A 4,676-nucleotide genomic window follows, 5' to 3' on the forward strand; every position below is an offset into this window, starting at 1 on the left:
TCGCGAAATTTCGCAGTCGCGACGCCAGAGACCGAGGGTTAGATCATGCCTAGCATTCACCTTCCGGCCGCCCGCTAGCGGACCCTGGTCAGGTTCCGCGAAGGTGGGCGCAGACATGCTGGGCTCGTCAGGATCAAACTGCACTATGAGGCGGCGGTTCATACCGCGCCAGGGGAGCGAATGGACAGCGAGGAGCCTCCGAACGTTCGGGTCGCCTGCTCGGGTGATATCGACGAGGTTGTGCGGCTGATGCACGACGCTGCGGCGTGGATGTCCGCCAAGGGAACGCCCGCCTGGGACGTCGCGCGGATCGACCGGACATTCGCGGAGACCTTCGTCCTGAGATCCGAGCTCCTAGTCGCGAGTTGCAGCGACGGCATCGTCGGCTGTTGCACCTTGTCGGCCGAGGATCCCGAGTTCTGGCCCGACGCCCTCAAGGGGGAGGCCGCATATCTGCACAAGCTCGCGGTGCGACGGACACATGCGGGCCGGGGTGTCAGCTCCGCGCTGATCGAGGCTTGCCGCCATGCCGCGCGAACGCAGGGGTGCGCCAAGCTGCGGCTCGACTGCCACCCGAACCTGCGTGGCCTATACGAGCGGCTCGGATTCACCCACGTCGACACTTTCAATCCCGGCTGGGATCCAACCTTCATCGCAGAACGCCTAGAACTCGAAATCTAACGTCCGTTCGGGCATCGAGGTCCATGTCGGGGTGGGACGGGCCCGTGGCTTCAAGATCACTTGCAGTCCGACCGCGATGTCTTGGTTGCGCGAGAGGTTGTCGATATCCTCCACTTCCATCATCAACCCTGGATAATGCCGCCGCCGTCATCGCCGCCGACGCCCGTGCCGGGCTTTTCGGGCCTGTCAGGCTTGCTCGGCCTTCAGCCTGCCTGGGCGAGATCTCCGGCGGACGGATTAACGGCGGAGCTTCGCCGCCTTTCGTGCGTGTGAAGGCCGAAGATAGTTCTCTCAAAAACATCCGTTTATGAGAGATACCAAATGTCATTTTCAGAAGACGACTGCACCAGTTGATTGGGCGTAATGGCTGTTGTGCAGCCAGCTCCTGACAGTTCAATATCAGAAGTGATCTGCACCAATCTCGACTATGCTCAATACTCGTGTGGGCTCTGTTGCAAAAATCGTGAAGCTTGAGCATGCTTGGCGGAGATTGGACGGACGGAACGATGACGGATTTCAAGTGGCGCCATTTCCAGGGTGATGTGATCCTGTGGGCGGTGCGCTGGTATTGTCGCTATCCGATCAGCTATCGCGACCTTGAGGAAATGCTGGCGGAACGCGGCATTTCGGTCGACCATACGACGATCTATCGCTGGGTCCAGTGCTACGCCCCGGAGATGGAGAAGCGGCTGCGCTGGTTCTGGCGGCGTGGCTTTGATCCGAGCTGGCGCCTGGATGAAACCTACGTCAAGGTGCGGGGCAAGTGGACCTACCTGTACCGGGCAGTCGACAAGCGGGGCGACACGATCGATTTCTACCTGTCGCCGACCCGCAGCGCCAAGGCAGCGAAGCGGTTCCTGGGCAAGGCCCTGCGAGGCCTGAAGCACTGGGAAAAGCCTGCCACGCTCAATACCGACAAAGCGCCGAGCTATGGTGCAGCGATCACCGAATTGAAGCGCGAAGGAAAGCTGGACCGGGAGACGGCCCACCGGCAGGTGAAGTATCTCAATAACGTGATCGAGGCCGATCACGGAAAGCTCAAGATACTGATCAAGCCGGTGCGCGGTTTCAAATCGATCCCCACGGCCTATGCCACGATCAAGGGATTCGAAGTCATGCGAGCCCTGCGCAAAGGACAGGCTCGCCCCTGGTGCCTGCAGCCCGGCATCAGGGGCGAGGTGCGCCTTGTGGAGAGAGCTTTTGGCATTGGGCCCTCGGCGCTGACGGAGGCCATGGGCATGCTCAACCACCATTTCGCAGCAGCCGCCTGATCGGCGCAGAGCGACAGCCTACCTCTGACTGCCGCCAATCTTTGCAACAGAGCCTCCGTCGCCATGCTCACCTCGCTTTGGTGCACACGAGTATTGAGCATAGTCGAGATTGGTGCAGATCACTTCTGATATTGAACTGTCAGGAGCTGGCTGCACAACAGCCATTACGCCCAATCAACTGGTGCAGTCGTCTTCTGAAAATGACAGCCACCTCCCCGATCCTGCCGCTTTTCACGTAAAATAACCCGTCAAAATATCAAGGAAAGAAAAGGCGCGTTTTTTGGAGGTTACATGCTGATAGGTTACGCCAGGGTATCAAGGGACAAGCAAGAAACGGCGCTGCAACTGGACGCCCTGGACAAGGCCGGGTGTCAGCGCGTTTACGTTGAGAAGCTATCAGGGGCCAGCACAGAACGCCCAGAGCTTGAACGGTGCCTAGATACCTTGAGGGAAGGGGATACGTTGATTGTGTGGCACTTAGACCGACTGGGAAGGAGCATCAAAGACCTGATCGAGATAGTCAGCTCGTTGAAGCGCCAGGGGATCGGGTTCCGCTCCCTAACCCAATCAGACATAGACACCACAACGGCGAACGGGGCTCTAGTGTTCCATGTGTTTGCGGCCTTGGCTGAATACGAACGCGCACGACTGCAAGAGCGCACACGGGCCGGGTTGGAGGCAGCAAGGGCAAGAGGGCGACGCGGTGGGCGACCCTTGGCCATGTCAGATGAAGACGCCAGGAAGGCAAGGGCCATGCTGTCGGATGTAGAGATAACGAAAGCTGAAGTTGCAAAACACTTTGGGGTTCTAGGGATTTTCCCCTCTAAAGTAACATAAATCGCCACAACCCTCGCAGTTAATGGCTTGTGGAGCTGGGTTACCTTTCATTTTAGACTTCATTTTCAACAATAGGCCTAGTTATTTCCTGTAAATCAGGTAGTTTGCGGTTACTAGCGAACTGATAAGTGCCGCTCAGATTAATGTTCTGCCATGCAACGGGTGATACTTGTCGAGTTATTGCTGCTTTTTCCTCGTCACCAACTTCTTCAAAGTGCAGTAATAGATGACTTAGGATCATCGAGTTAAAGTAGATAATAGCATTTGCCGTCAAACGGGCACACTCGTTCCAGACGACTATTTCTGATTCGTTTTTTCCACGGAACTGGTCACGATTGACCGATGCAATAGCTCGCCTGAGGAAATGCCAGGCTTCGCCTCGGTTCAGTGCTCGTTGAACATATTGGCGCAGACTTGCATCATCAATATAATCAAGTAAATATTGGGCTTTGATGAGCCTATTATATTCCGTTAATGCTTGTAATATAGGGTGTCTAGATGGATAACCAGATAATTTGCGTACTAGCAATGCCTGTGTTGTGCGTTTTTCTTGAAGGGATAACACAATACGCTGAATATCCTGCCAGCCTTCTTCAATCACATTCATTTTTATCGGCTTTTTCAGCGCCAGATGCGTGTTTCCGTCGTCGCTTTCAGTTACGTTAAATAGGTCATTGATCACACTGGTGAACTGAGCATACCTAGGCGCAAAACTATAACCGCATAAATCCAATAAGGCATAATTAACATGATTAACACCATGGGTGTCGGTTGAGAGGACATCTGGCTTAAGATCACTAGTATTAGATTGTAGTAAGTCGTAAATATAATGGGACTCATGCTCATTAGATCCTATGATACGGGCATTTAACGCACTATGATTGGCAACTAACGTCATGGCCGTAATACCTTTGTTGGTGCCGAAGTATTTCGAGGAGTAGCGAGTTTTAAAAGTCTCAAGGTGAGTTTCAAATTTTTGCCCATCGGTACTGGCGTGCAGGACGTCTTCTTGGATGTGATAGTGGCGGAAAATAGGGAGTGCCGCTACTGCGTTATTGATGATATCACTAGCCTCTTGCAAGGTTTCAGGCCTAATATAATTAGCTTGTATAGTGCTTAGATGCTCATAACTGCGATCAGATATTTGTGCCATCCCATATACGCCGCGATGTGTCGCATTCGCAATTAGAATAGCCAATAAATCATCCTGATTGGCGCCTACTTGTTTTTGTATTGGCAGCACGTGTGCGAAGCATTGCATAAAGTTGGTTTCTTGTTCAACATAACGCAACACATCAGCAATACTGACGGGGATCATTTGTTTAAAGAAAGGGTTGTTGACAAGTGATTGGGAGCCTTTAACTGGCAGTCGCCATCGTGTGCCACTTCGGCTCTTCATGATCACATTGCGGTTATCACCATTATCAATGTGACGAGCAACATCTTCTAGGGATGTTGTTAAGCGTATTTGTTTTACTTGCAGTAGCTTCTGAATCGGCTGCTTTAGCTTTTCCAATGTTGATGATGCCAATAGATCAGGCTGTATTGACGATGCAATTAAGTCGTCTTCTAGCGCACGATATTTAGTGACGTTTGATAAGTAAATTCGACCATTAAGCCGAGAAGCCAGTTGACGGTAAAGCAACCATTCGTATCGCTGTGGATGAACAACATCCTTGTTAATTAACCATGGACGATGTTTTTGTTGGATAAGTGTACTATCCATTGTTTGCAATGTATTACCTGCTAATAGTTCTGTTTTTGTGGTTTTGAGCTGGGTCACTAATGCTTCTGAGCCTTTACCTGCTTGGCACTGAGGGATCCCCTCATAATTTCCCCAAAGCGCAACCATGTTTGAATAGATTTTGAGCAAGCAGGATTGCAGCT

3 protein-coding genes and 1 pseudogene are annotated in these 4,676 nt (G+C 52.3%); 3 read left to right on the forward strand and 1 reads right to left on the reverse strand.

All coding sequences use genetic code 11. From position 1 onward, the window contains the following. Window positions 1-180 precede the first annotated feature (180 nt). From R7P69_RS24300 to R7P69_RS24320, 3 genes are all read left to right on the forward strand, one after another. The gene (locus tag R7P69_RS24300) at window positions 181-681 is read left to right on the forward strand and encodes a GNAT family N-acetyltransferase (protein ID WP_000376623.1); all 501 of its coding nucleotides are present in this window, start codon (window positions 181-183) and stop codon (window positions 679-681) included. Between the two features lie 506 nt (window positions 682-1,187). Further along, a complete protein-coding gene (locus tag R7P69_RS24310; protein ID WP_001389365.1) occupies window positions 1,188-1,952 on the forward strand; it encodes an IS6-like element IS6100 family transposase in 765 nt (254 codons plus the stop codon). Between the two features lie 291 nt (window positions 1,953-2,243). After that, the gene (locus tag R7P69_RS24320; protein ID WP_109376060.1) at window positions 2,244-2,789 is read left to right on the forward strand and encodes a recombinase family protein; all 546 of its coding nucleotides are present in this window, start codon (window positions 2,244-2,246) and stop codon (window positions 2,787-2,789) included. 52 nt (window positions 2,790-2,841) lie between these two features. Here the strand turns inward: R7P69_RS24320 and R7P69_RS24325 are convergent. Continuing rightward, window positions 2,842-4,676 (reverse strand): annotated as a pseudogene (locus R7P69_RS24325) (Tn3-like element ISKox2 family transposase); the annotation flags it as partial.

It is taken from the genome of Vibrio sp. 661 (assembly GCF_033339315.1).
Lineage (GTDB): Bacteria > Pseudomonadota > Gammaproteobacteria > Enterobacterales > Vibrionaceae > Vibrio > Vibrio alginolyticus.